Annotated in this window: 23 protein-coding genes; 19 read left to right on the forward strand and 4 right to left on the reverse strand. The window is 66.1% G+C overall.

The window, feature by feature from the left end; translation table 11 throughout:
* The first annotated feature begins 3 nt into the window (after positions 1–3).
* The 3 genes from J8I29_RS00220 to J8I29_RS00230 all read left to right on the forward strand — a co-directional run bounded on the left by J8I29_RS00220 (position 4) and on the right by J8I29_RS00230 (position 3,314).
* Positions 4–1,113 carry an ABC transporter ATP-binding protein gene (locus J8I29_RS00220; RefSeq protein ID WP_209430215.1) on the forward strand — a complete coding sequence of 370 codons (1,110 nt, stop codon included), beginning with the start codon at positions 4–6 and terminating at the stop codon, positions 1,111–1,113.
* Positions 1,114–1,308: 195 nt separating this feature from the next.
* Complete coding sequence (locus J8I29_RS00225) at positions 1,309–2,067, forward strand: sugar phosphate isomerase/epimerase (protein ID WP_209430216.1); 759 nt, start codon at positions 1,309–1,311, stop codon at positions 2,065–2,067.
* 113 nt (positions 2,068–2,180) lie between these two features.
* A complete protein-coding gene (locus tag J8I29_RS00230) occupies positions 2,181–3,314 on the forward strand; it encodes a Gfo/Idh/MocA family oxidoreductase (RefSeq protein ID WP_209430217.1) in 1,134 nt (377 codons plus the stop codon).
* A 24-nt stretch (positions 3,315–3,338) separates the two neighbouring features.
* Here J8I29_RS00230 and J8I29_RS00235 read toward each other — a convergent pair whose 3' ends face one another.
* Positions 3,339–3,800, reverse strand: a complete 462-nt coding sequence (locus J8I29_RS00235; RefSeq protein WP_209430218.1) for an FxsA family protein — start codon at positions 3,798–3,800, stop codon at positions 3,339–3,341.
* Between the two features lie 283 nt (positions 3,801–4,083).
* Between J8I29_RS00235 and J8I29_RS00240 the strand changes: the two genes are divergently transcribed.
* The 5 genes from J8I29_RS00240 (at position 4,084) to mprF (ending at position 9,774) form a co-directional block, all read left to right on the forward strand.
* Complete coding sequence (locus tag J8I29_RS00240) at positions 4,084–4,782, forward strand: Tim44/TimA family putative adaptor protein (protein ID WP_209430219.1); 699 nt, start codon at positions 4,084–4,086, stop codon at positions 4,780–4,782.
* Between the two features lie 40 nt (positions 4,783–4,822).
* A complete protein-coding gene (locus J8I29_RS00245; RefSeq protein ID WP_209430220.1) occupies positions 4,823–6,058 on the forward strand; it encodes an MltA domain-containing protein in 1,236 nt (411 codons plus the stop codon).
* Positions 6,055–6,654, forward strand: coding sequence for a Smr/MutS family protein (locus J8I29_RS00250; protein ID WP_209430221.1), 600 nt, complete (start codon positions 6,055–6,057; stop codon positions 6,652–6,654). Before J8I29_RS00245 ends, J8I29_RS00250 begins: the two co-directional genes overlap by 4 nt.
* Positions 6,651–7,013 carry a helix-turn-helix domain-containing protein gene (locus J8I29_RS00255; protein WP_105864290.1) on the forward strand — a complete coding sequence of 121 codons (363 nt, stop codon included), beginning with the start codon at positions 6,651–6,653 and terminating at the stop codon, positions 7,011–7,013. The genes J8I29_RS00250 and J8I29_RS00255 overlap by 4 nt, the downstream gene beginning before the upstream one ends.
* A 103-nt stretch (positions 7,014–7,116) precedes the next feature.
* Positions 7,117–9,774 carry a bifunctional lysylphosphatidylglycerol flippase/synthetase MprF gene (mprF, locus tag J8I29_RS00260; RefSeq protein WP_209430222.1) on the forward strand — a complete coding sequence of 886 codons (2,658 nt, stop codon included), beginning with the start codon at positions 7,117–7,119 and terminating at the stop codon, positions 9,772–9,774.
* An 11-nt stretch (positions 9,775–9,785) separates the two neighbouring features.
* On the opposite strand, the gene J8I29_RS00265 is transcribed toward mprF, so the two are convergent.
* The 3 genes from J8I29_RS00265 to J8I29_RS00275 all read right to left on the reverse strand — a co-directional run bounded on the left by J8I29_RS00265 (position 9,786) and on the right by J8I29_RS00275 (position 13,412).
* Positions 9,786–10,919, reverse strand: coding sequence for an FAD-binding oxidoreductase (locus tag J8I29_RS00265; RefSeq protein WP_209430223.1), 1,134 nt, complete (start codon positions 10,917–10,919; stop codon positions 9,786–9,788).
* Positions 10,920–10,967: 48 nt separating this feature from the next.
* Positions 10,968–12,503: an amino acid ABC transporter permease/ATP-binding protein gene (locus J8I29_RS30235; RefSeq protein WP_209430224.1), complete on the reverse strand. Its 1,536-nt coding sequence runs from the start codon at positions 12,501–12,503 to the stop codon at positions 10,968–10,970.
* 117 nt (positions 12,504–12,620) lie between these two features.
* Entirely contained in the window at positions 12,621–13,412 is a 792-nt protein-coding gene (locus J8I29_RS00275; RefSeq protein ID WP_245196568.1) for an ABC transporter substrate-binding protein, read from the reverse strand.
* Positions 13,413–13,549: 137 nt separating this feature from the next.
* On the opposite strand from J8I29_RS00275, the gene J8I29_RS00280 reads away from it, so the two are divergent.
* The 11 genes from J8I29_RS00280 to J8I29_RS00330 all read left to right on the forward strand — a co-directional run bounded on the left by J8I29_RS00280 (position 13,550) and on the right by J8I29_RS00330 (position 25,396).
* Positions 13,550–14,620 (forward strand): LacI family DNA-binding transcriptional regulator, encoded by a 1,071-nt coding sequence (locus tag J8I29_RS00280; RefSeq protein ID WP_209430226.1) that lies wholly within the window; start codon positions 13,550–13,552, stop codon positions 14,618–14,620.
* A 70-nt stretch (positions 14,621–14,690) separates the two neighbouring features.
* Positions 14,691–16,205 carry a 6-hydroxynicotinate reductase gene (locus tag J8I29_RS00285; protein WP_209430227.1) on the forward strand — a complete coding sequence of 505 codons (1,515 nt, stop codon included), beginning with the start codon at positions 14,691–14,693 and terminating at the stop codon, positions 16,203–16,205.
* Positions 16,202–17,074 carry a UPF0280 family protein gene (locus tag J8I29_RS00290; protein ID WP_209430228.1) on the forward strand — a complete coding sequence of 291 codons (873 nt, stop codon included), beginning with the start codon at positions 16,202–16,204 and terminating at the stop codon, positions 17,072–17,074. The genes J8I29_RS00285 and J8I29_RS00290 overlap by 4 nt, the downstream gene beginning before the upstream one ends.
* A 1-nt stretch (position 17,075) precedes the next feature.
* On the forward strand, positions 17,076–17,660 hold the full coding sequence (locus J8I29_RS00295; RefSeq protein WP_209430229.1) for an amino acid synthesis family protein: 585 nt from the start codon (positions 17,076–17,078) through the stop codon (positions 17,658–17,660).
* 44 nt (positions 17,661–17,704) lie between these two features.
* Positions 17,705–18,289 carry an amino acid synthesis family protein gene (locus tag J8I29_RS00300; protein ID WP_209430230.1) on the forward strand — a complete coding sequence of 195 codons (585 nt, stop codon included), beginning with the start codon at positions 17,705–17,707 and terminating at the stop codon, positions 18,287–18,289.
* A 357-nt stretch (positions 18,290–18,646) separates the two neighbouring features.
* A complete protein-coding gene (locus J8I29_RS00305) occupies positions 18,647–20,581 on the forward strand; it encodes a caspase family protein (protein WP_209430231.1) in 1,935 nt (644 codons plus the stop codon).
* A gap of 100 nt (positions 20,582–20,681) precedes the next feature.
* Positions 20,682–21,356, forward strand: coding sequence for an outer membrane protein (locus tag J8I29_RS00310; protein ID WP_209430232.1), 675 nt, complete (start codon positions 20,682–20,684; stop codon positions 21,354–21,356).
* A gap of 48 nt (positions 21,357–21,404) precedes the next feature.
* The gene (locus J8I29_RS00315) at positions 21,405–22,304 is read left to right on the forward strand and encodes a hypothetical protein (protein WP_209430233.1); all 900 of its coding nucleotides are present in this window, start codon (positions 21,405–21,407) and stop codon (positions 22,302–22,304) included.
* Between the two features lie 183 nt (positions 22,305–22,487).
* Complete coding sequence (locus J8I29_RS00320; protein ID WP_209430234.1) at positions 22,488–23,039, forward strand: GNAT family N-acetyltransferase; 552 nt, start codon at positions 22,488–22,490, stop codon at positions 23,037–23,039.
* Between the two features lie 119 nt (positions 23,040–23,158).
* Positions 23,159–23,599 carry a MerR family DNA-binding transcriptional regulator gene (locus J8I29_RS00325; protein ID WP_105864303.1) on the forward strand — a complete coding sequence of 147 codons (441 nt, stop codon included), beginning with the start codon at positions 23,159–23,161 and terminating at the stop codon, positions 23,597–23,599.
* Between the two features lie 18 nt (positions 23,600–23,617).
* A complete protein-coding gene (locus J8I29_RS00330) occupies positions 23,618–25,396 on the forward strand; it encodes an acyl-CoA dehydrogenase C-terminal domain-containing protein (RefSeq protein ID WP_209430235.1) in 1,779 nt (592 codons plus the stop codon).
* Positions 25,397–25,467: the final 71 nt, after the last annotated feature.

Below are 25,467 nucleotides of genomic sequence, written 5' to 3' on the forward strand. Positions count from 1 at the left end.
CGCATGCACAACACGCCTTCCTCCGTCACCGTCAAGGATCTGTCGATCCGCTATGGCGCGGTCTCGGTCATTGACAATCTCCAGCTCGACATCCGCCAGGGCGAGTTCATCGTGCTGCTCGGACCCTCGGGCTGCGGCAAGTCCACCTTGCTCAACGCCATCGCCGGCCTCCTGGAGATCAGCGATGGCGAGATCTGGATTTCGGGCAAGAACGTCACCTGGGCCGAGCCGGCGGATCGCGGCATCGGCATGGTGTTCCAGTCCTACGCGCTCTATCCGCGCATGAGCGTGGAGGGCAACATGTCCTTCGGCCTGAAAATGGCCGGCGTGCCGAAGGCCGAGATCGCCGAACGGGTCGCCAAGGCGTCCAAGCTCCTGCATCTCGATCCGCTCCTGCAGCGCAAGCCCTCCGAGTTGTCGGGCGGCCAGCGTCAGCGCGTCGCGATCGGACGCGCCCTGGTGCGCAATGTCGACGTCTTCCTGTTCGACGAACCCCTGTCCAATCTCGATGCCAAGCTGCGCAACGAGCTCCGGGTGGAGATCAAGAAGCTCCACCAGGGCCTCGGCAACACCATGATCTATGTCACACATGACCAGATCGAGGCCCTGACCCTGGCCGACCGCATCGCCGTGATGAAGGGCGGCGTCATCCAGCAATTGGCCAGCCCGCTCGAGATCTATCACAAGCCGGCCAACCAGTTCGTCGCCGGCTTCATCGGCTCGCCGGGCATGAACTTCATCGAAGGCCAGCTCTCGGGAGGGCCGGGAGCCTGGCGTTTCCAGGCCGATGGCGAGAGCATCGATCTCGCGGCCTATGCGTTCGCCCAAGATCCCGGCGCGAATGCGCCTGGGGGGCGCAAGGCGGTGCTCGGCATCCGGCCCGAGCATATCGATGTCGGCCCCACGCCGTCCGGCCGGCATGCCGCCCGTGGAAAAATCGACATCGTCGAGCCGATGGGCGCCGAGACGGTGCTGTGGACCAGCTTTGCCGGCAAGCCCGCCACCATTCGCGTCGACGGCGACAATGAAAGCGGTCCCGGCGACGAGATCGATTTTCATTTCGACGTCGGGCGGGCCTCGCTGTTCGACGCGGAAAGCGGAGAGCGCCTGTGAAGAGATGTCATCCCGGACGCGCTGCAGCACGCAGTGTTGCAGCGCAGATCCGGGACCGCGAGCCGAAAGAAACGCCTCTTTCATCTTACGATCCCGTGTCTGCGACGCAGCATTTCATGCTGCATCGCGCACGGGATGACGCACCGCCTATTTACCCAACCCGTTGATTTGTCTCATTTCATGAAAGGACCTGTCATGACTTTGCAACATCCCCTGTCGTTCCAGCTCTATTCCGGCCGCAATTTCCCGCCGCTCGAGGGCCAGTTGAGGACGATCGCCGAGGCCGGATTCAGCAATGTCGAGCCCTATGGCGCCTTCTACGCGGACGTGCCCGCCGCCGCCCGCCTGTTCAAGGAATTCGGCCTGACCGCCAAGAGCGGCCATTTCGGCATCGATTCCCTGGAGGCCGATTTCGACCGCAATCTTCGTATTGCCGAGGCGCTGGGCATCGGCACGATCGTGGCGCCCTATCTGATGCCCGACGCCCGCCCCAAGGATACGGCGGGATGGAAGGCGTTCGGCGATCGGCTGGCGGCGGTGGCACGCAAGGCTCGTGAGGCCGGCTATGCCTTCGCCTGGCACAATCACGATTTCGAGTTCATCGCCCTGCCGGATGGCTCCTATCCGATCGAGCACCTGCTCGTCGACGATGTGAAATGGGAAGCGGACATCGCCTGGATCGTCAGGGCCCATGCCGATCCCAAGCCATGGATCGCGCGTTATGGCGCCATCATGCCGCTCGTCCACGTCAAGGACATCGCGCCGGCCGGCGAGAAGGTCGATGAGGATGGTTGGGCCGATGTCGGCACCGGCGTGGTCGATTGGGCGACGATCTGGCCGCTTTGCGTGGCTGCGGGCGCCGAGATCATGGTCGCCGAGCATGACAATCCCTCGGACCTCAAGCGTTTTGCCACGGTGAGCGCCGAAGCCATGCGCAAGCTGGCGGGGATTTGAAGAGTGTGCCGATCTCCGGATCGGCACAGGCTGCAAAACGTGCCGATCCCGCGCCATCGACTGCCGTCGATGGCGCTGAGGAGATCGGCACACCGAATCTTCAGGAGACCATCATGCCTTTGCGCGTCGGATTGATCGGCTGCGGCAATATTTCGGATATCTATCTTCTCAATGCCGGTTTGTTTCGTGATTTCGACTTCGTCGCCTGCGCCGACCTCAGGGAGGAGGCGGCGAAGAAACAGGCCCAGAAATACAATCTGCAGCGGCGCAGCATCGAGGCGCTGCTGGCGAGCGACGATGTCGACATCGTGCTCAACCTCACCATACCCGAGGCGCATGCCGAGGTCTCGCGTGCCGCGATTGCGGCCGGGAAGCACGTCTATGGCGAAAAACCCCTGGCCACGCGTCTCGCCGACGGTATCGCGCTGATGGAGGCGGCGAAGGCGAAGGGTCTGAGGGTGGGATGCGCACCCGATACGGTGCTCGGCGCCGCCATCCAGCAGGCGAGGCTGCGGATCGATGCCGGCGAGATCGGCCGGCCCCTGATCGGCACGGCTGCCGTGCTCGGGCACGGCATGGAGCACTGGCACCCGAACCCGGAATTCTTCTTCAAGCCCGGGGCGGGGCCCGTCTTCGACATGGGCCCCTATTATCTCTCCACCCTCGTCAACCTGTTGGGGCCGGTCGCCTCCGTGATGGCCTTGAGCCAGAGCGGCTTCGAGGAGCGCGTGGTGACGACGGAGGGCTCACCGTTCAAGGGGCAGAGCATCAGGGTGGAGACGCCGACCAGCATCCAGGCCCTGCTCGCCTTCAAGTCCGGCGCGCAGATTACCTTCCTGGCAAGCTGGGACGTCTGGGCCCATGGCCAGCAGCCGATCGAGCTGCACGGCACCGACGCATCGCTGCGTGTGCCGGATCCCAACTGGTTCGGCGGCGAAGTCTCGCTGGCCCGCCCACGCGAGGCCTGGGAAAGCCACGCCTCGTCCGGCGACCGCTTCGGCCAGCCGAACTGGCCGGCGGACCATCCCGTCAATGCCAATTATCGCGGCCTCGGCCTTGCCGACATGGCGCGCGGCATCGTCGACGGCCGCCCCCACCGCGCCAGCGGGGAGATCGGCCTGCACGTCCTGGCGGTGATGGAAGGCATCCTCACCGCCGCCGAGCAGAAGCGGCCGGTGCTGATCGAGCAGGGTTGCGAACGGCCCGCGCCGCTCGGCGACGAGGAGGCGAGGGGGCTGCTGGCCTGAAAATACGCCGAAGGGAGGCCGGTCCTATTCGTCCACCGGCTTCCATTCGTCGCGGCCGAGGTCGATGACCTTGGGATCGCTGCTCGCGGTGCCGGCGCGTCCCTTCGGCGCCGGGACGGGGCCGTCGCGCCACTGCCGCAGCAGGCTCGGCAGCAGGAGGGCGAAGCCGATGAGGTCGGTGACGAAGCCGGGAATGATCATCAGCACGCCCCCGAGCGCCACCATCAGGCTCTCGCGCGCGGCACCGTTGCTCGGCTCGCCGCCCTGCATCGCCCGCATCAGGCGCGAGAACACGGTCCCGCCCTGCCGCCGCAGGAGCGAGGCACCGATGAAGGACGTCGCCACCAGGGCGATCAGCGCCAAGGCGATGCCGATCCGGCCCGCGACCCAGACGAAGGCGGCGATTTCCGCGAAAGGCAGGATCACAAGTCCGGCCAGACCGAGCCAAGCCCAGCCGGCGGGGACATTGAAGCTGCGTGCGATCATCGGTGTCGTTTCTCCTGAAGCAGGGACGCGTTCTGCCGCAAATGCGTCCTTGCGATCCTTGGTGCCTCCGCCAAACAGCAAAACGCTTCGACGGAGCCCCTCTGCGGCAAGGCCTTGCGCAGCGGCATGCGCCGCATGCTGGCCATGTTTGCCCTTCATGGTAGCATGAAGCTGGCAAACTGCCCGATGCACACCATATAGGTGGGGATTGTGGCATTGCCACAGGGGACTGTAGCCGTTATTTCGAGTCGTCACTCGGTCGGTGGGGATGCTGAAGGCACAAATGGGTAGTTTTGATATCATCACGCTGGTGTTTCTGGGGCTCGCGGTGTTCGTGATCTTCAAGCTGCGTTCCGTGCTTGGGGAGCGCACCGGTGCCGAGCCTCCGACATTCGAAGGGGTGCGACGCGATGCCCAGCCTGCGTCCCGGGACGACAGGGGCGCCAACCCGCCGCAGCGCGATGCCGAATCCCCCATCGAGGCGCAGATGCCGACATCCGCCTTCCGCTGGGAAGGTTTTGCCGAGAAGGACACGCCCCTGGCGGCGGGGTTCGATGCGATTGCCGCCGTCGATCCGAGCTTCCAGCCCCAGAGCTTCATCCCGGGCGCCAAGGCGGCCTATGAGATGATCGTCACCGCCTTCAACAATGGTGACCGCAAGACACTGAAGAATCTGTTGTCGCGCGAGAATTTCGACGCGTTCTCCCAGGACATCACCGAGCGGGAGGCACGCGGCGAGACCGTGCAGGCCAATTTCGTCTCGATCGACAAGGCCGATATCGTGGCTGCCGACGTCAAGGGCCGCGTCGCCGAGCTGACCGTCAGCTTCGTCTCGCAGATGATCAGCGCCACCAAGGACAGGAACGGCGCGGTCGTCGACGGCAGCCTCGATCAGGTGGCTGTTGTCACCGACACCTGGACATTTGCGCGCGATACCAGCACCAAGGATCCCAATTGGCGCCTCGTGGCGACCGGCGGCTGAGCGCGGTCGGAAGAGGCGGGCGGGCCACGGTATCGATGTCATGGGGATCTTGCGCCGAGTCGGGCCTTTTGCCGCTTTCTTCGTCGCGGCCGGCATAGCCTGGGCCGGCGAGCGTCCTTCGCCGCCTCCGCTTCCGGCGGGAGCGACGGCCACGTTGGTTCCCTTCGGCAAGCTTGCGGGATGGAAGCGGGACGACCACGCCAAGGCTTGGCAGGTCTGGCTCGCTTCGTGCCGCTCCCAGGCGGAGAACAATCCCGCTCTCGATGCCGGCGTACCGGTTCCCAAGGATCTGGCGAGCCTGTGCCGCGAGGCCCTGAAACGCGGCGCGCTGGCGGCTCCGGCGGCCCGCGCTTTCTTCCAGGCCCATTTCAATGCCTGGCGCATCACCACGCAGAAGGGCAGCGGCCCCACGGGCGGAAAGGCCTTCTACACCGGCTATTACGAGCCGGAGATCCGCGGATCGCTGGTGCGGGAGGGCGAGTATCAGACCCCGCTTTATGACCGGCCGGCCGATCTGGTCAGTTTCGAGCCCAATGCCGTTCCTCCCGGCTTCGAAGGCTACAGCGCAGCCCGGCGCAAGCTCGACGGCAGCCTGGAGATCTATCCCGACCGCAAGGCGATCGAGCAGGGAGCCCTGGACGGGCAGGGGCTCGAGATCGCCTATGTCGCCGATCCCGTCGACCGCTTCTTCATGCAGGTGCAAGGCTCGGGGCGGCTGAGGCTGCCGACCGGCGGCGTGGTGCGCTTTGCCTATGCGGGCAAGAACGGCCAACCCTATTCCGCCATCGGCAAGGCGGTGGCGGACAGGCTCAACATACCCCCCCGCGCCGTCACCATGGCGGGCCTCAGGGATTTCCTGGCGCGCGACCCGAAGCAGGCGCGCGAGGTGATGTGGGTCAACAAATCCTTCGTCTTCTTCAAGGTGGCGCCTTTCCTCGGCGCCGATGCCGGCCCGATCGGCGGCGAGGGCCTGCCGGTCACGCCGCTGCGTTCCATCGCCATCGATCGCAAGATCTGGCCCTATGGCCTGCCTGTTTTCGTCGAGACCGCGATTCCCGATGTCGGCGGCGGGGTGAAGCCCGAACCCATCCGCAAGCTGATGATCGCCCAGGACACGGGATCGGCCATCATCGGCCCGGCGCGGGCCGATATCTTCTTCGGATCGGGCGCCAAGGCGGGGGCGGTTGCCGGCGCGGTCCGCCACGGCGGCGGCTTCTACGTGTTATGGCCCAAGCCGCAGCCTGATACGAATGTCGCCTCCGAGGGGCGCCCATGACCCGCCGCAAGGGATTGAGCGCCGAGGACAGCGAGCTCTGGGCCTTCGTCACCCGGGAAATCACCCCGTTGAAACGCCGGCGCCGCAAGCCCGCCGTGGCCAAGGCCGCGACGAAGGCGGCGGAAACGCTGCCCGAGCCGACGGCGGCGCCCGCCAAGCCGCCGGTGAAGCCGAAATCCGCGGCCGGCCGTCCCGCCAAGCCGCCAGCCGCGCCGCCAATGCCGCCGATAGCACCCATCGACAAACGCGAGCGACGCCAGGTCGTGCGCGGCACGCGCGCCATCGACGCCAGGATCGATCTGCACGGCATGCGCCAGGCCGAGGCCCACGGGGCCTTGCGCGGCTTCCTCGCCATTGCCCAGATGCGCGGCTATTCGATGGTGCTGGTCATCACCGGCAAGGGCGGCGGCGGTGGCGGCGATATGGCGTTTTCGGGCGATGAGCGCGGGGTGTTGCGCCGCGTGGTGCCGCAATGGCTGCGCATGCCCGATCTCAGGCCGCTGATTCTCGGCTTCGAGGAGGCGCATCATGGGCATGGCGGCAGCGGCGCCCTCTATGTCCGGCTCCGCCGTATCCGGAGAATCGGCGAACGATGACCCCTTTCGGCGCCCGATTACGTGCCCTGCGCGCGGCCCGCGGCCAGAGCCTCAAGGAGATGGCGGCGGCGCTCGGCGTTTCGGCGGCCTATCTGTCGGCTCTGGAGCATGGCAAGCGCGGACAGCCGACCTGGATCCTGCTGCAGCGGATCATCAGCCATTTCAACATCATCTGGGATGAGGCCGAGGATCTGCAGCGCCTGGCCGCGTTGTCCGATCCTCGCGTCGTGGTCGACACCGCCGGCCTGTCGCCCCAGGCCACCGAACTCGCCAACCGGCTGGCCCAGGACATCGCAAAACTGCCCGAGGCGGAGGTCGAGGCGATGCTGTCGCGGTTGAAGGCGATCGATGGCGCATGAAGGCTGGATATCCAAGCGTGCCAAATCACACGCCGTGCCTCTTCACAATTCGGTCTTCCTGCGCGCATAAGGCAAGCCGTTCGAGTGGTTCGGGAGTTGGTGTGTGACGGCGAACAGGGACGAGAACAAGCCGGCCGCGAGATTGCTCGTCCTGCCGCCCGGGAACGAGAGGCTCTCCACCGTGCGGCGCCTGCTGCGGCGCGTGCCCTGGCGCTATGTCGGGCCGATCCTGTCGATCGGGCTTTTCGTCGGCGCGCTCATCGTGCTGGCCTCGATCCTGCGCGGCGTCGAGCCCGAAAAGGTGGTGGCCGCCTTCACCGCCACGCCGACATGGGCGATCGCCCTTTCGATCCTGTTCACCGCGCTCTCCTATCTCGCCCTGACCGGCTATGACGGACTGGCACTCCGCCAGATCGGCGCCAAGGACATTCCCTATTCCACCGCCGCCATCGGCTCCTTCACCTCCTATGCGATCAGCTACACGCTCGGCGTACCGCTGCTGACGGCCGGCGCCGTGCGCTACCGGGTCTATGGCGGTGCCGGCCTCTCCGCCCCCCAGATCGCCGCCCTGACGCTGGTATGCACGCTCACCTTCTGGCTCGGCATGGGCGCGGTGCTGGCGCTCGGCCTGGTGCTGGTGCCGGGATCGGTGGCGGGCGTCGACCATTTGCCGGTGTCCCTCAACATGTCGATCGGCGTCGCCATCATCGCGGTGATCCTGGGGTATGTCGGCTATGTCTCGACCGGCCGGCGCGTGGTCGCGGTCGAGGGCTGGTCGATGCCGCTGCCCGGCGGGAAAGTCACCGTCGCGCAGATCGTGCTCGGCGTGTTCGATGTCTGCGCCGGCGCCGGCGCGCTCTACATCCTGCTGCCGGACCAGGCGGCGAACGTACCCTTCTTCACCTTCATGGTGATCTATGTGCTGGCCGCTTTCCTCGGCGTGCTCAGCCATGCGCCGGGCGGCATCGGCGTATTCGAGACCACGATGCTGATCGCGCTGCCGACGATCGCCAAGGACGATCTGCTCGGCCGCATCATCCTTTATCGCGTCATCTATTATTTCGTGCCCTTCGCCCTCGCCCTGGCCATCCTGGGAGCCTATGAACTGGCGCGCCGGCGCCATGTCGTCGGCAAAATGGTCGACCAGGTCGCCGGCATCATGAAGCCGCTCGCCCCGATCCTGGTGGCGGGCGCCATGTTCCTGGCGGGCGGCGCCCTGCTGATCACCGGAGCCGTACCCGCCACCGAAGCCCGCCGCATCCTGCTTACCAATCTGGTGCCGCTGCCGGTGGTGGAGATCGCCCATATCGTCGTGTCGCTGTCGGGCGTCGCGCTGCTGTTCCTGGCGCGCGGCCTGATCCGGCGCATGGAGGCGGCCTGGCGGGCGGCGATGATCGTCCTGGTGGTCGCCACCGTCGCCACCTTGCTGCGCAGCGCCGATTGGCGCTTCATGCTGACGCTGTGCTGCGCCCTCATGGTGCTCGCCCTCAGCCGTCCGGCCTTTCCCCGCGGTGCCTGGCTATTCGGCATCGACTATTCGCCGCTCCTGCTCGGCGCCATCGCGGCCATGCTGGCGGTGACGGTGTGGATCGGTTTCTTCGCCTTCCGTTTCGTCCATTATTCGCCGGAGCTGTGGCTCACTTTCGGCTATGGCGACGAGATGTCGCGCTTCCTGCGCTCGACCAGCCTGGCGGTGGCAGCCGCCATCGTCATCGGTATCCTCAGTGCCTATTGGAAGGGCGGCATCGGCCTGGTGCCGGCCGCTTCGATCGATATTTCCGGCCTGGTCGCGCGGGTGCCTTCGGCGGAGGCCCGCCTTGCATTGCTGCCCGGGCAGATGCTGCTCGCCAACGATCAGGGCAACGCCGCCATGGTGGTCGCCCGCGCCGGGGCATCCTCGATCGCGCTCGGCGATCCGATGGGCAATCCCGCCTTGGTGCAGGACCTGCTCTGGGTCTTCGGTGAGAGGGCCGAGCAGCAAAGGCTTTGGCCGGTGATCCTCTCCGCCTCGCCGCGGATGCGGGCCGACTATCTGGAGGCCGGCCTGACGCTGACGCCGATCGGCGATCATGCCAGCCTCGATCTGGCCGGCCTGCCGGACGAGCCCTATGTCGGCGCCAACGCGATTTTCTCCTGGGCCGATATCCATGCGCTCAGCCTGGATCTGGTGCCGGCCGGCGCCACGGCCACCATCATGCCGACGCTGGAGGCCGTTTCCCGCTCCTGGCTTGCCGGCACCGGGCGAAGCGAAGGCCATTTCGTCGTCGGACGTTTTTCGCCCGGCTGGATCCGGACCAATGACTGCGCCATCCTGCGCAGGGCCGGCGAGATCGTGGGCTTTGCCGTGGTGATGCGCAGCGCCGACAATGAGGAATGGGCCGTGGATATCCTGCGCTATTTGCCGGAACTCGGCATCTCGGCACTGGATTTCATGCTGCTGCGCCTCATCCGCCTGGCAAAGGCCCGGGGGGCGAAGCGCTTCGATCTCGGCCTCACGCCCAATCCGGCGCAGGCCGGCGAAAACCTTGGCCCGGCCTGGCGTCGCGTCACGCCGCTGCTGTTCCGCTTCGGCGACCATATCCCCAATTTCGACGCGCTGCGCGGCTTCAAGGCCCGCTTCAATCCCCGCTTCGAGCCGCGCTATCTTGCCTGTACGGCTGGCTTTGCCCTGCCGCACATCCTGCAGGACGTCACCACCCTGATCGAGAAGGGCGGCCATGGCGAGGTCCGAGCCGGCAAGGCATCGCCGGCCCGCAGCTGACGCGATGCGCGTCAGGCCGCCTTGGCGAAGCGCTGGGCGCGGAAGGGGGCGAGCAGGGGGTGAGGGGAGCCATCGGCGATCTCGCCGGCCAGGAGCTCTCCCGCGATGAGCCCGAGCGTCGCGCCGCTGTGGCTGAAGGCGACGTGGTAGCCGGGAATGCCCTCGATGGCCCCGAAGACCGGATCGCCGTCGCCCGGAATGGGCTTGGGACCGGCGCCGTAGCCGTCGAGTTCCAGCGTCGGGTTGCCCTCCAGCACTCGGGAGGCTTCTTCCAGAAGGCCGCGAATGGTGGATTGCCGGATTTCGAAACTGCCGTCGTCGCCTATCAGGATTTCTTCCTCCGACCAGGCGGAGTCGAGCACGAGCGCGCCGCCCGGCGTGGGGCGAACCGCGACGCGCGGTGTGTTCAGCACGGCGCGCAGCCTGGTTGCGACCGGCTTGGTGCGGACGAGGAGTGCGATCGGGGTGGCGTCGGCGATGAACCGCCCTTCTCTGGCGACGAGGGCGGGAACGTCGGCGCCGGTCGCGACCAGCACCGCATCGGCCTCGAACAGGCGCCCGTCGGCGGTCGACACACCGCTGGCGCGTCCGGCCGTGAGCCTTACGCTGGCCTTGCCCGCATCGGTGACCAGGGTGCCGCCTTTTTCGATGAATTCAGCCAGCATCACCTCGATCACCGACGGCAGGTCGACCCAGCCTTCGCCCGGATTGAAGATCGCACCCTGGGGCGTGATCGCCCGCTGATCGACGCCGGGTGTCACCTCGGCAACCTCTTCGGGGGAAAGGAGGAGGGCGTCATATCCCAGGGCCCGCTCGTGTAAGAAGACGGAGCGGATCTCGTTGGTCGCATCGTCGGCATCCCAGGTCAGGCCGCCGTCGAAACGCAGCCAGGCCGCCTCGGGATGGCGTGCCGCCAGGGTGCGGTAGCGATCGATGCCGATCATGCGCAATTGGTGATAGGCCGCCGAGCGTCGCCGTGACGAATTGAGCCAGGCCAGAGACCGCCCCGAGGCGCCGCTGGCCGGCCGGCTCTCGGTCACCAGGGTTGTGGCGATGCCGAGGCGGACGAGATGGGTGGCGGTCGAGACGCCGAAGATGCCGCCGCCGACGACGATGGCGCGGGATGTGGACGATACTGCTGTCATGGCTCGGGCTTTCAGGGCAGGAATGGATTGGGGCGAGGGTCGTGGCCGTCACAGCATTTCCGACAGGAAGCGCTGCAGGCGGGGGCTTTGGGGATTGTCGAAGATGGCATCCGGGGGACCGGCCTCGACGACCCGCCCCTCGTCCATGAACACCACCTGGTCGGCGACCCGGCGGGCGAAATTCATCTCATGCGTGACCACGACCATGGTCATGCCGCTCTTGCCGAGCCGCGCCATGAGATTGAGTACGCCTTTCACCAGCTCCGGGTCGAGGGCACTGGTGACTTCGTCGAACAGCATCAGTTCAGGCTTGAGGGCCAGCGCCCTGGCGATCGCCACGCGCTGCTGCTGTCCGCCCGACAGGTCGATCGGCCGATGGTTCATCCGGGTTGCCAGGCCCACTTCGGCGAGGCGTTCCTCGGCGATACGGCGGGATTCGGCCGTCGACAGCCCCTGAACCTCGCGCAGGGCGAGTTCGACATTGCCGATCGCCGTATGGTCGGGAAACAGATTGAACTGCTGGAATACCATGCCGACACGGCGACGGAGCAGGTCCGGCTTCATGCCCAGCACGCTCTGCCCGTCCAGGCGAATATCGCCCGAGACGGGCTCGGCCAGGCGGTTGAGGCAGCGCAGCAACGTCGACTTGCCGGACCCCGAGGGACCGATAACGCAGGTGATCGTGCCGGCTTCGGCCTGCAGGCTCACTCCTCTCAGGACCTTGAAATCGCCATAAGCCATGTCGAGGCCGACGATGTCGAGGCGAGCGCCCCGGATCGCCATCGGCAGACCGGCTTCCTTCCCCTCGTCCGAAGGGTTGCCGGCGGCCGTTTCGTCAAGCTCGCGCACCTCCTCCAGCCCGCTGGTGACCGTACTGACCCTGCGACCGGTACGCAGGCGCCCGTCGATCGCGTTGACGACATGCGTCAGCGGCACGGTGATGACGAGGTAGAAGATACCGGCCAGCATCAGGGGCGAGAGATTGCCCGACACCACCGCCTGGTCCTGGCCCACGCGGAACAGTTCCCGCTCCGATGCCAGCAATCCGAGAAAGTAGACCAGGCTCGAATCCTTGATGTTGCCGATGAACTGGTTGACCAGAGCCGGCAGCACGCGGCGTACGCCCTGGGGAATCACGATGAGGCGCATGCCTTTGGGATAGGTCATGCCGAGGGCGCGGCAGGCTTCGAGCTGGCCGCGCTCAACGCTCTGGATGCCCGCCCGGAAGATTTCACCGATATAGGCGCCGGCGATCAGGCTCAGCGCCAGGATGCCGAGCGGATAGGGCGAGGGACCGAAGATCTGGCGGCCTATGCCGGCAAAGCCCTGGCCGATCAGCAGGATGGTGACGATGGCCGGCAGGCCGCGGAAGACATCGGTGTAGATGCGGGCGGGCAGGCGGATCCAGGCAGCGCGGGAGATGCCCATCACGGCCAGCACCATGCCGATCACGATGCCCAGCAATGTCGAGGCGACGGCCAGGATCAGGGTGTTCTTCAAGCCCACCATCAGCATGTTGGGCAGTACTTCCGCCATGGAGTCCCAATCGAAGAAACTCCGCTGGAGGATATCGAACCAGCTCATTGGATGGTCTTTCGTGGCAAACTGAAGCCTTTTGCGATCGGGGCGAGCGCAGGCTCGACGCGGCCTCTCCCCGACGGGGACGACCGCGCCACATGCCGCGTCTCACTCGAGCTGACGTTACTTGGGCAGATATTGCTCGGGCATCGGCGATCCCGGGAACCATTTGGCGTAGAGCGTTTTCCAGGTGCCATCCTGCATGGCCTCATGCAGTGCCTTGTTGAGGGCCTGGCGAAGGGCGTCGTTTCCCTTCTTGACGACGAAACCGGCCGGAGCATCGAAGGAGGGGATGTTGATCGCCAGCTTCAGGTCCTTGAAGCGCTCTCCATATTGCTTGGCCGCTTCGTAATCGAGGAAATGGGCATCGACCGTGCCGCTGTTGAGGGCGGAGATGGCCGAGTTGTTGTCCGGAAAGTTGACGATGTCCGATTTGGTGAAGTGGGTCTTCGCGTAGGTTTCCTGCAGCGTGCCCTGCACGGCGCCCACGCGCTTGCCGGCGAGATCGTCGGCGCTCTTGATTCCCGCCTGCGAGGTCAGCACCGTCAGGTAGCCGGCCAGGTAGCCATCGGAAAAGTCGACGGTTTTCTTGCGCGCCTCGGTGGTGCCGATCGCTGCGACGGCCACGTCGAAGCGGCCATTGGCGACCGAGGGCAGGAGGGCCGAGAAATCCTGCCCGGTGAATGTCACATGGTCCTTGTCGAAGCCCAGCCTGCGCGCGACGTCACGGAACAGTTCGATGTCGAAGCCGCTGAATTCGCCATTGGCATCCGTGAAGGTATAGGGCTTGGCATCCCCCATGCTGCCGACGCTGATCATACCGGCATCGATGAGATTGTAGGGATTGCTGCTTGCCGCGGCGGGTCCGCTGCCGCCCGTCAGCCATGCCAGTGCGCCGAGCGCGGTGGCGGCCATCACGTCACGCCGATTGGGATTCTTCATTTCTTTCCCCTGAATTTTTTATTGAGACCGGTCTCTTAGCACCAGAGACCGGTCTCTTCAAATCAAAACTTCGCATTGACGCGGCTTCGGCAAAAGCGATAGTGGCGGGCATGGACAAGCAAAATCCCACCCGCCGACCCGTGACCGTTGCCGATGTGGCGCGATCAGCCCAGGTATCGAAGGCAACGGCGGCCCGGGCTTTGGGTGGCTACGGCGCTGTGCGCCCGGATCTGAAGGAACGGATCCTGGAGGCCGCGCGGCGGCTCGACTATCGGCCGAACGAACTCGCACGCACCATGGCGACCGGTCGTTCGGGCACGATCGGGGTGATCGTCGGCGATATCGAGAACCCCTTTTTCGGGCTGGCCGTGCGCGGAATCAGTGATGTTGCGGCCCAGGCGGGCTTCGATGTCATCCTCTCCAATTCCGGTGAGACGCTCGCCGCGGAAAAAGCCTCCACCGAAGTCTTTCTCTCCAAGCGGGTCGATGGGCTGATCGTTGCGCCAGCCACCCGCCATGACGGCAGCCATCTGCAGGATGTCCTCGCCCGCGGTTGTCCCCTGGTGCTGCTCGACCGGGACGTGCCGGGGCTGCCGGTGGACGTGGCGCTCGTCGACGACCACAAGGCGGCGCGGGAGGCGACGCAATTGCTGCTCGCAGCGGGGCATCGCCGGCTCGCCTACATCAGCGCCACGGCTGCAGCCGATGCGCATTATAGCGGCCCCGACCAGATTCCTCTGACGACCGTGCTCAACCGCATCGCCGGCTTCCTGGAAGCATCGGATAGCGCGGGCCTAGCCGCGACGGAGCGGCAGATACGCCTGGACGCGGCCACCACGGTCCGCTCGCAGGCGATACTTCTGGACCTGTTGCGGGCTCCCGGCCGTCCCACCGCCCTGCTGGCATCCGACAGCAAGATCGCACTCGAAGTGTTCAGGGCCGCCCGCACCCTGGGGCTTCACATCCCCGGCGACCTGTCGTTGGTGAGCTTCGACGATGCCGATTGGACGAGCGCGGTCTCCCCGCTGGTGAGCGTAGTGTCCCAGCCCTCCTACGAACTTGGGGCCGCCGCGGCCCGGATGCTGGCGGCGCGCATCATGGGCGATAAAGCGCCACCACGCAGGCAACTCCTCGACACGATCCTGATCCGGCGTGAATCGGTGGCGCCGCCCCGGCCTTGACAAAAGGGAACGCCAGGCCGAATATCGTTAGTATACAAACGATTTTGACCCGCCTTCGGGGGCTCGCTTCATGCCGTCCTACAGTGAGTTTTCTGCCCATAGCGAGTTCGAGGCGCCGGCTCCTGTGGTTTCGGCTGACGGCAAGATCCGCTGCGATGCCTGCCCCGTAATGTGCTACATCAAGCCGGGCATGGCGGGAGCCTGCGATCGCTATGCCAACGACAACGGCACGCTGGTCAGGGTCGATCCGCATATCCTCCTGGAGCGTACGGTGTCCGAGGGCGGCGACCTCGTGCCCTTTGGCGGGCCCAAGGGGTGGGATGGTTCCCTGGTGCCGAATCCGGAGAAATTCGTCACCGCCATCGGCGCGGGCACCACCTATCCCGACTACAAGCCGGCCCCCTTCATCGTCTCGTCCGAGGTCGACGGCGTCGACATGGTCACAGTGGTGACCGAGGGCATCTTCTCCTATTGCGGCGTCAAGGTGAAGATCGACACCGATCGCTTCGTCGGCCCCGAGCAGAGCACGGTGCGGGTGAACGGGGAGGCGGTCGGCCACGTCACCACCGGTGAATATGGCTCGCAGATGCTGTCGCTGGGCGGCGTCCACCACCTCACCGGCGGCTCGAAGAAGGAGGGCCGCGTCACCTGTGACGCCTTGCTCGATCTGTGCAACCGCAAGCCGGTCGAGATGACCGTGGATGGCGGCGCCACACTGGTGATCGAAGCCGGCAAGGCGCCGGTCGTCAACGGGCAGCTCGAACAGCGCATGCGGGTGGGCTGCGGCTCGGCCACCATCGGCATCTTCGCGCGGCAATGGCTCGGCAAGGCCGACGAGGTGGTGGTGGTGGACGACCACATCACCGGCGTGCTGTCCGAGCACCAGGCCGGCAAGCTGCTCGACATCCCCGATACCGGTATCAAGCTCAAGGGGCGGCGCTCCACCCCCGGGCGCTATTTCCAGGTAGCCGAGCCGGGCACTGGCTGGGGCGGCACCAATATCGACGATCCGCTCTCCATTCTCGGCCCGTTCGACCCCAAGACGGCCTGGCCGGGCCTGCGCCTGTTGATGGTGAGCACCACCGGCGAGCACCACGGCTATTACGAGCTCGACGAGGCGCTGCAGCCGGTGCAGCGGGATCTGCCTGCGTCTTTGGTCGAGTCTGTGGAGCGCATCGCCGAGAACTGCGAGCCGGCGCTCGCCACCGTGCTGTTCATCGGCGGCGCCGGCGGGTCGCTGCGGGCCGGTGTCACCGAAAATCCGGTGCGGCTGACGCGCTCGGTCAAGGATGCCCTGACCTATGTCACCTGCGGCGGCGCGCCGGTCTATGTCTGGCCCGGCGGCGGCATCACCTTCATGGTCGACGTCACCCGTCTGCCGGACAATGCCTTCGGCTATGTTCCGACGCCGGCTCTGGTGGCGCCGATCGAATTTACCCTGCGGCTCGACGATTACGCGGCGATGGGCGGCCATATGGGCCATGTCAGGCCGCTCTCCAGCCTGCGCGAAGGGGTCGATCTCGCCCAACGCGCAGACAATCCCTGGCCTTTTGCGCCCCATGCGGCCCGGAGATCGCACGGATGAGGGCCGGGCCGCAGGCGGCGTTTCTCGCTGATGGCAGGCGCCTGCACCTGCAGCATGGGCCCATCGACCTCATCATCGAGGCGCAGGCCGAGGCCAAGGCCGTGCAGGCGGCCTATGGCGCGGCGATCCAGCATTTCGACGGACTGCTCGAGACGCTGTGCGCGGAACTCCCGATGCTGCGGGCGCCCCACACGGCAGCCTGCGTTCCCGCACGGGGCGTGGTCGCACGGCGCATGCAGGACGCGGTCGCGCCCCATGCCGGCAGCCATTTCATCACGCCGATGGCCGCGGTAGCCGGCGCCGTGGCGGACGAGATTCTGGCTGCGATGCGCGCAGCGGCGCCGCTTCGCCGCGCCTTCGTCAACAATGGCGGCGACATTGCCCTGCATCTGGCCGAGGGCGAGGACTACGCCATCGGCCTGGTCGACCGCCCCGACAGGCCTGATATGTTCGCCCGCAGCCATATCAGGGCAGGCGAGGGGATCGGCGGCATCGCCACCTCCGGCTGGCGCGGGCGCAGCTTTTCGCTCGGTATCGCCGATGCCGTCACCGTGCTGGCCGCGGATGCCGCGGCGGCGGATGCGGCAGCCACCATCATCGCCAATGCCGTCGACATCCCCGGCCATCCCGCCATCAGGCGTGTTCCGGCTTCCGCCCTGCAGCCCGACAGCGATCTCGGCGAGCGCCCGGTGACGCGTGCCGTCGGGCCTCTCGCGGATGAGGACATCGCCATGGCCCTGCGGGCGGGGGAAGCCCGGGCACGCAGCCTCGTCGACGGCGGGCTGATCCGCGCCGCCGCCCTCCATCTTGCCGGCGTCACCGCGCTGGTGTCGACTGCCAACACTTTGCTGCAACCGAAAGCCGCCTGACATGCCCGAGATCGTCCTGCGCAAGCGCGCCGTCATCGTCGAAGAGATTTTCCATGAAGGCGGCCCTGTCAGCACCGTGCCGCTGAAGCGCGGCGCCATTCTGAGCGTGATCCACAATCCTTTTGCGGGTCGCTATGTCGAGGAGATCGCCCCCTTCATGGAGGAGCTCAAGCCGCTCGGCGTGGAAATGGCCGGCGCCCTGCTGGCGGCGCTCGGCGGCAAGGCCGCGGACGTCGAGGGTTATGGCAAGGGCGCCATCGTCGGCGCCGCGGGCGAGCTCGAGCATGGCGCGCTCTGGCATGTGCCCGGCGGCTACGCCATGCGCGAGATCCTCGGGGACGCCAAGGCGATCGTGCCGTCGGCCAAGAAGCTCGGCGGCCCCGGCACCAGGCTCGACGTGCCCGTCACCCATATCAACGCCTCCTATGTGCGCAGCCATTTCGACGCCATGGAAGTGGGCCTTGCCGATGGGCCCAAGGCGGACGAGCTCCTGCTGGTCCTGGTGATGACCACGGGCGCGCGCATCCATGCCCGCGTCGGCGGCCTCGCGGCCAAGGACGTCAAGGGCCTGGACGGGCTGCGGTAAGCCGTCGCGACCTGCACGATCCAATCTGGAAAGGAAACGCCGCCATGCCCGCCAGCATCCGCAAGCTCGTCACCTTTGTCGAGGAAACCAGGCGCGAGATGGACCGCCCCATCGACCCGCCGACCAGGCGGGCGGCGGCGATCGCGGTGATCGCCAATCCCTTCGCCGGGCGCTATGTCGAGGATCTCACGCCGCTGATGGAGGTCGGCGAGGAGCTCGGGGCCTTGCTCACGCAGCGCGCGGTCGAGGCCCTCGGCATCGACGGGCCTGATGCCGAGAGCTATGGCAAGGCCGCGGCCGTGGGCGAGAATGGCGAGCTCGAACATGCCGCCGCCATTCTGCATCCCAGGATGGGCACGCCGGTGCGCAAGGTGCTCGGCAAGGGCGCGGCCCTGATCCCGTCCGCCAAGAAGCGTTGCGCCCTCGGCGGTGTGATCGACGTGCCGCTCGGCCACAAGGATGCCGCCTATGTGCGCAGCCATTTCGATGCCATGGAAGTGCGCGTGCCCGACGCGCCGCGCGCCGACGAGATCCTGGTCGCCATCGTCGTCACCGACAGCGGACGTCCCCTGCCGCGCGTCGGCGGCTTGACCAAGGCCGAGATCAAGGGCGAGGACGGTTTGCGCTGAGGGATCGGCAAGCGACACGGCTGAGACCGCGGACGTCCCGTCCATAGGCGCTAACTTTGCAGGCTGAACGCTCGAAAGGCGGAGTGTCGATCTTCAGATCGACATCTTCCTTCCGTGACATTTTTCTTGCAAATGTTTCATTTGCAAGAATGTCGATCTGAAGATCGACACTCCAATCCTGCCCATTCTCTGCAAAGTTAGCGCCTATGGACGGGACGTCCGCGGTCCCAGTTGCGGTGTTTCCCAAGCCTGCACGATGGCCTTGACGCCGCTTTGCCCGATCTGTTCCCTGGGGCATTGCCGATGACCCGGCTTCGGTCGACGGTCCGGCGCAAGCAGTGACAGGGAACTTCGACGATGCGGTTTTCTCTTCGGCCCGTGCTCGCCGGTCTCGCGCTTGCCTTGGTCTGCTGCACGGCCCTGTCGGCGCCGGCTCTGGCGGACAAGCGCGTCGCCCTGGTGATCGGCAATTCGGCCTATCGCAATACGGTGCCGCTGCCCAATCCCCGCAACGATGCCGCCGACGTCGCCCAGGCCCTGAAGGCGGTCGGCTTCACGGTGGTCGAAGGCTACGACCTCGACAAGCGCGGCATGGACGATGCCTTCAGGCGCTTCGCCAACGAGGCCGATGGCGCCGATGCGGCGCTGTTCTACTATGGCGGCCACGGCTTCCAGTTCCAGGGCTCGAACTATCTGATGCCCGTCGACGCCAAGCTGACCGGGGTCGGCGACGTCAATTACGAGATGGCGCGGGTCGATGACATCCTGTCCGACCTGCAGCGCGCCAATGGTGTGCGCATCGTCATGCTCGATGCCTGCCGCGACAATCCGCTCGCCCAGCAACTTTTGTCCAAGGCCAGCCCGACCCGCTCGATCGGCATCAGCCGCGGCCTCGCCCGCATCCAGCAGACGGCCGGCAGCGTGATCGCCTATTCCACCCAGCCCGGTGCCGTCGCCGCCGATGGCGGCGGTCGCAACAGCCCGTTTGCCGCGGCATTCCTGGGGGAGGTCGGCAAGCCGGGCGTCGAGATCGGCGCTCTGTTCCGCCGGGTCGCCGCCAATGTCTACAAGGCCACCAATGAGCGCCAGCTGCCCGAGGTGACCTTCTCGCTGCTCGGTGATTTCTATTTCTCGGGCGGGGCGGCGGCCGCCACCCCGGCGCCATCTCTAGCGCCCACGCCCGCGCTGCAGACGCCGATGCCGGCGCCGCTGGACGCCGCTGCCCGCGCCGCGGTGGAGGGGTGCGACAAGATGGCGGCCTCGCCGCAGGACATGGATCGCCCCTCTGGCGTGCCCGGTGTCGAGTTCAACCGTATCCAGCCCCGACTGGCCGTCGAGGCCTGCCGGGCGGCACTGGCGGCCGCTCCCGAGGATCGGCGCATACAGTTTCAGCTGGCGCGGGCGCTCGATGTCGCCGGCAGCGATGCCGAAGCGCGGGACCTGCTGACCAAGGCTGCCGCCGCGGGCTCGGTCTCCGCGATGTCGGACCTGGCGCTGATGCTGGAGACGGGGGAGGGCGGGCCGGTCGATCTGCCGCGCGCCGTGGCCCTGTTCGACCAGGCCGCCGCGGCCGGCAATATCTCGGCGATGCGAAATATCGCCATCGAGTTCGAGAACGGTACCGGCCGTCCGCGCGATGCCGTGCAGGCGGCGCAATGGTACCGGAAGGCCGCCGACACCGGCGACCCGCAGGCGATGGGCTTCCTGGCCGTGCTCTATCTGCAGGGCACGGGCGTGCCCAAGAATGCCGGAGAGGCTCGGCAATGGATCGACAAGCTGGTCGAGACCGAGCACACCCAGACCATGCTGCGGGTCGGCTATGTGCTGCTCGGCCAGACCGGCGCGGTGAAGGATTTCGCCACGGCCCGCAAGCTGTTCCAGCGCGCCGCCGAACTGGGCGATGGGGATGGCAACGTCATGCTCGGGAACATGGCGGCCAACGGCATCGGCGGGCCGCGCGATTTCGGCAGGGCCGTGGACTTCTTCGAGAGAGCCGCGGCGATCGGCAACCTCAATGCCAAGGCCAGCCTGATACCTTTCCTGATGGCGGGCGCAGGCGGCATCAAGCGCGATCCCGGCAAGGCGGCCGATTACGGCCTGGAAGCGTTGCGGGGCGGCTCGCCGGTGGCTCGAGGCCTCCTGATCGACAAGGCCGCGACCTCGCTCACGCCGCAGCTGAAAAAGGCCGTCGAACAGCGGCTGGCCAAGGCCGGCCTGCTCGATCGCGCGCCGGACGGCAGCTACGGAGCCGACACGCTGGCGGCGCTGCAAGCCTTCGTGCTGGCGAAATAAGCCTCTCCGCCGGCGGATAGGGCCCTGTTTCTGACGATACAGGCAGGAATCGCAGGTTATGCCATCAACGGGACAGTCAATCCCCAACAGGAACTGTCCCATGCGTCTGCGTCTTGCCCTAGCCGCCCTCCTGGCGAGCGCCTCCCCGGTCCTGGCCGCCGACCTCGGCTACACCACCGCCGAGCCGGTCGCGCCGGTCGTGCCCTATAGCTGGACCGGCTTCTATGTCGGTGCCCATGCCGGGGCCGTCTTCGGCAATGCCAAGATCAGTGCTGACACCGGCGGCTATCGTCAGAATTTCAACAGCACCGGTTTCATCGGCGGCCTGCATGCCGGCTACAACTACCAGTTCGAGAACAATCTGGTGATCGGCCTGGAAGGCGACATCGACTATACCTCCCTGTCGAAGACGCATCATAGCGTCGCGGGCGCCGTCCCCTACAGCGTCCGCTTCAAGAGCGACTGGCAGGGCTCGATCCGCGGGCGGGTCGGCTATGCCTTCGACCGCTTCCTGCCTTATCTGACCGCCGGTGTCGCCTTCGCCAACCAGAAATACGACGTCAACGCCCCCGGCCTCGGCGCCTATTCGGCCAGCACCACCCGGACTGGCTGGACCGTCGGCGCCGGTCTCGAATATGCCCTCAACGAGAACTGGTCGGTGCGCGGCGAGGTGCGCTACAGCGATTTCGGCAAATGGCGGATCCGGGCGGCCAATCCGGGCAAGGTCCGTTTCCGCGAAACCACGGCGCTGCTCGGCGTGAGCTACAAATTCTGAGGAAAGGATGCGAGGCGGGTGACGATCGTGGCGTGATCCCACCAGCGGTTGCCTGCCAATCTGGTGTTCAGCCCGCGGGGCAAGTTCCTCGCCGTCAGTTCCTTCGGCCAGATCTCGGTCCTGAATGGGCTTGACGGTACCAGGCTGTTCGACCTGCCGCGCAAGGACGGAGCCTATATGATGGATTTCAGTCCCGATGAGAGCCGCCTGCTGCTGGCAGGCGACAGTTCCGGCTTTCTGACGGTCATCGACGTCGGCACGGGAAAGCCTGTAATCCGGATCAAGGAAAGCACGCTCGCCCCTGGCTTCGGCAAGGTCAATCCTTTGAAAGTGGCCTCCGCCGTGTTCGGCGGCAACGATGCGATCTGCCTCAAGCTCCAGACCAGCCTGATCCGGGACCCGAAGGCAGCCGGCGAGAATGTGGTGGCGATCTTCGACCTGCGCGAGAACCGTACCACCCATCTGCGCCCGGTCGATGCGTCGGTCGACCGCGTGCTATGCGACCCCAACCGCAAATATCTGGTCGGCGCCTCTGCCATCGGTTCGGGCGACGTGCTGATGGTAATCTGGGATCTCGCCCGCGATAGGATGACCGAAGTCAAGGCGCCCGGGGAGAATGTCGTCGGGCTCGATCCGGGCGGGCGGTATGTCCGGGCTCAAGACCTGAGCGGGGGCAAGGGCGGTGTCTTGTACGAACTCGCCACCGGCAGGGAGGTGCATCTTGCCACCATTCCCGATGGTCTCTCGGCCTTCGGCCCCCTGGTCTACAGCATGTCGGGCAGCGTGGTGGGCACGGACACCGCGCCGAATCCCTGGCGCGACTGGCCGAACGAGCGCCTGTTCGGACCAGCCCTCGTCGACAAGGCCTTGTCTGAATTGAGCCCCGTACAGCGCGAGGAGGTCGCGCGCGACCGCGTCACCTTTGTCGAGGTCGCTACGGCACCGTGATGCAGCCTCGGTTACGGCCTTGCTCGCCATGAAGCTTATTTGCTCTAACTCGCTGTCGGACGTGTCTTTGCGATTCTTGGCGATTCCGCCAAACCGCAAAACCCTCTAAGGCAGGGGGAGTGGAATTCTAGTGAGCCGGGCGAGCAGGGTGGCTGTCGCGGCGGCGGTGGTTGGAGCATGCCGATGGCGGCGAACGTGATGGGGAACATCGACCAAGCCCTGCTGGGACCTACACTCGAGACGGCCAGGCTCGTGCTGCGCCCGCCGAGAGCGGCGGATTTCGAGCCATGGGCTGCGATGATGGCGGATCCGCAGGCGGCGCGCTATGTCGGCGGTGTGATGGAGCGGGCCCCGGCGTGGCGAGCGATGACGTTGATGACCGGCGCCTGGATCACGCGTGGCTTCAGCAATTTCTCGGTGTTCGAGAAGGCGACCGGCCGATGGGTCGGCCGTGTCGGCCCCTGGCAGCCCGAAGGCTGGCCAGGCACTGAAATCGGCTGGGCTCTGGATCGCTCTTATTGGGGCAAAGGCTATGCCACGGAGGCCGCGGCGCGTTGCGTCACCTGGGTTTATGAGGAACTGGGGTGGCAGGAGATCGTCCATGTGATCCATCCCGACAACGAAGCCTCCATCGCTGTCGCCAGAAGGCTCGGCTCGGAGCGGCGGGGAGCGACCGAGCTGCCGCCGCCCTACAACGGCGCTCTCTACGAACTCTATGGACAGCGGCGCGGATAGAGGTGCCGGGCACGGGCGGGGCAAGCCTCGACCTTGAGATTTCACATTTTTGCGATCCAGTATTGACGTTAACGTAAACTGAATGTATCTCCTCACCATCTGCAAGGCGGAGGTGTCCGATGTCACTGAGCGAGATGGCATTCGCCGAGGAAGCAACCGACCCGCGCAAGGGTGGACAGCGCAAGGAGCAGTTCACCATTCATGAGCTGGTCACCGAGTTCGAGGTGACCTCGCGTACCCTGCGTTTCTATGAAGAGAAGGGCCTGCTGATCCCCACCAGGCGGGGCCAGGAGCGCATCTATTCCCGTCGCGACCGTGCGCGCCTCAAGCTCGTCCTGATGGGCAAGAGCGTGGGCTTCTCGCTGGAGGAGGTCAAGTCGATGCTCGACCTCTACGATCTCGGCGACGGCCAGGCCACGCAGTTGCGCGTCGCCCTCGAGCGGTTCGAGGAGAAGCTTGCCGAGCTCGACCGTCGCCGCCGCGACATCGACCACGCCTATGCCGAGCTGAGCCATGCGCGCGACATCGTGCGCGGCCGTCTCGCCCGCCAGCAGAAATAATTCAACAGGAGCAGACCGATGCCCAGCTACAAGGCTCCCGTGGAGGACGTGATGTTCCTCCTCAACGACGTGCTCGACATCAACAAATACAACAATCTTCCGGGCTTCGAGGACGTCTCGCCGGAGACCGTCGGCGCCATTCTCGGCGAAGGCGCCAAGATGTGCGAGGAACTGCTGCAACCCCTCAATGCCAGCGGCGACCGTGAAGGCTGCATCCGGTCCGACGATGGCACGGTGACGACGCCGGATGGTTTCAAGCCGGCTTATCAGGCCTATCGCGAAGGCGGCTGGGTCGGGCTGCCGGCACCGGCTGAATATGGCGGCGCCGGCCTGCCGGCCGTGCTCAATTCGGTGATGCAGGAATTCGTTTCCGGCGCCAATCTCGCCTTCGGCATGTATCCGGGGCTCACCCAGGGCGCCATCGCCGCCCTGCTCGAGCATGGCAGCGACGCCCAGAAGCAGACCTATCTGCCCAAGATGGTGGCCGGCGAATGGACCGGCACCATGAACCTCACCGAACCCCATTGCGGCACGGATCTGGGTCTGATCCGCACCAAGGCGGTACCCGTCGGCGACGGCTCCTACAAAATCTCCGGTACCAAGATCTTCATTTCGGCCGGCGAGCACGACCTTGCCGACAACATCGTGCATCTGGTGCTGGCCCGCATCGAGGGCGCCCCGGCCGGCACCAAGGGCATCTCGCTGTTCGTCTGCCCGAAATATCTGGTCAATGCCGACGGCTCCCTCGGTGCCCGCAACAAGGTCTCCTGCGGCAAGATCGAGGAGAAGATGGGCATTCACGCCAATTCGACCTGCGTGATGAACTATGAGGAGGCGATCGGCTACCTCGTCGGCACCGAGAACAAGGGCCTCGCCGCCATGTTCGTGATGATGAACGAGGCGCGGCTGGCTGTCGGCATGCAGGGCCTGGCGCTCGGCGAAGTCGCCACCCAGAACGCGGCTGCCTATGCCCGCGATCGCCTGCAGGGCCGGGCGCTCACCGGCGCCAAGGAGGCCGATAAGGCGGCCGATCCCATCATCGTGCATCCCGATGTCCGGCGCACCCTGATGACAGCCCGCGCCCTCAACGAAGGCGGCCGCGCTCTGGCGCTCGCCACCGCGCTGCAGGCCGACATCCACCGCCGTTCGCCCGATGCCGCGGCCCGCCAGGCCGCCGACGACCGGCTCGGCCTGATGACGCCGATCGTCAAGGCCATCCTGACTGAAAATGGCCTGCAGAACGCGATCAATAGCCAGCAAATGTTCGGCGGTCATGGCTATATCGCCGAGGTTGGCGTCGAGCAGTTCGTCCGTGACGCCCGCATCACCCTGATCTATGAAGGCGCGAACGGCATCCAGGCGCTCGATCTCGTCGGCCGCAAGCTGCCGCGTGACGGCGGCCGTGCCATGATGTCCTATCTCGGGGAATTGAACGGCTTCCTCAAGGCCCATGAGGCGGACGAGGCCCTCAAGCCCTATATTGCTCCCTTGAAGGCTTCGGCCGGCCATCTGCAGCAGGCCACGATGTGGCTGATGCAGAATGCCCTGGCCAAGCCGGACAATGCCGGCGCGGCCTCGACCGATTATCTGCATCTCTTCGGCCTGGTGGCGCTCGGCTATATGTGGGCGCAGATGGCGAAGGCGGCCCTGGCGAAGGGAGAGAGCGATTTTGCCAAGAACAAGCTGACGACGGCGAAGTTCTTTGCCGACAGGCTGCTGCCGGAAACCGGGCTGCGCCTGGCCCGCGTGACGGCCGGCGCCGGCGACGTGATGGCACTGCCGGCCGAGGCGTTCTGATCGGGGCGCGGATATCTATACGACATGCCTTCATGTCGCGATGTCCGCTCTTCCTATTGAGCACTATATTT

It is taken from the genome of Labrys sp. LIt4, from assembly GCF_017813775.1.
Lineage (GTDB): Bacteria > Pseudomonadota > Alphaproteobacteria > Rhizobiales > Labraceae > Labrys > Labrys okinawensis_A.